This is a genomic window from Xenorhabdus indica, assembly GCF_014467235.1.
GTDB lineage: Bacteria > Pseudomonadota > Gammaproteobacteria > Enterobacterales > Enterobacteriaceae > Xenorhabdus > Xenorhabdus indica.
Genome location: NZ_NKHP01000079.1, coordinates 1 through 1,260 on the forward strand (window position 1 = coordinate 1; position 1,260 = coordinate 1,260).

Consider the following 1,260-nt stretch of genomic DNA (forward strand, 5'->3'; position numbering starts at 1 on the left):
TGACTTCGAAGCTCAGGCTTTTAAGAAAACGGCTCAGGATACCGTTGAAAAATTCAAAAGGGGTGAATTTCCAAAGGAAGAATGGGAAGAAGAGAAAGAAGAAGACGAATATGAACATCCTCAACCCAATACTCCTTTACCCGCTAAAGTCCGGGATGATAGTCCCACTGGGACAGGAAACACCCCCGGAATAATTACCGCGCAGGCAGCTCCCGCGCAAGTGCCAGCGGCAGAAGCCAATCCTATTCCCAAAACAGAAACACCGGAAGAAAAAAGCTGGCAGACAAAAGCGTGGGAGTCCATGGTGAAAACCAAGGATGAGGTCGTTGACTGGGCGAAGGAAAAGGCGATTAATCATGTCGAAGGGTTAAAACATCCGGTTGAACGAGTTAAAGGCCATGTAAAAGGTGCCTATAATACCGTGGTTGACACGGTAGAATCCTATGTCCAAGGAGCTTATTTTGAAAGTGCCAAAGACTCGGAGGATGCAGCCCGCTGGCTTGAAATATATGGCGAAACTGAAAAAGCGAAGACGATACGTGAAGTCGCAGAACTTCAGAAAAAGCAAAGTGGGGAATTTAATCTGAATGACTGGAAAGCTAAGGCCAGCAACCGGGCACAAGAAGCGGGGATAACTGATGTTGCGGTTATCGAATTCATTGGCTTACCTGCTGGGAAAACCGGCATGATTAAAAAGGGGGCGACTGAGTTAGCTTCTGCCGCCAGCAAAGTCAGTACTGCAGCAAACAAAACGGAAAGAAAAGCGCTTACTGAGGAAGTCAAAGTCGCAGAAGGTGCCAGAATCGAAGGCCAGACGAAAACGGCCACTCCTTCACACGATAAACCCCAAAACGCGAAAGAAGACCACGTTGATAACAAATCCACCAACAAAGAGGGAAGTTGTACCGGAACCTGTAGCGTCAACGGTGAACCTGTTGATATGGCCACCGGTGACTTCCTGCAAGTCTGGCCAGTTATTGCTATTCCCGGATTATTGCCGATTATGCTGACCCGTACCTATCGCTCCACCTCCAAATATAGCGGTTTGTTCGGGTCTAAGTGGGCGGACGATTGGTCACGCAGGTTGAAACTAACCGATGGTAAGGTGAATTTCACCGATGCGGATGGCGTGATCTACGATTTCAACACGCCGGAGGATCAGGTGCTCGCCCGTAACCAGCATATTCCTCATTACCTGCTGACCGGTGAATTGAATGGTGAATTGCAACTGACCGATCGCCAGTCCCAGCTCACTTATCA

The 1,260-nt window shown here is 48.6% G+C and carries 1 protein-coding gene; it reads left to right on the plus strand.

Annotation, left to right across the window (positions count from 1 at the left end; all coding sequences use genetic code 11):
- Positions 1-1,260 (plus strand): DUF6531 domain-containing protein (locus Xind_RS19505; protein ID WP_222941871.1); only part of this gene is annotated, 1,260 nt, incomplete at both ends.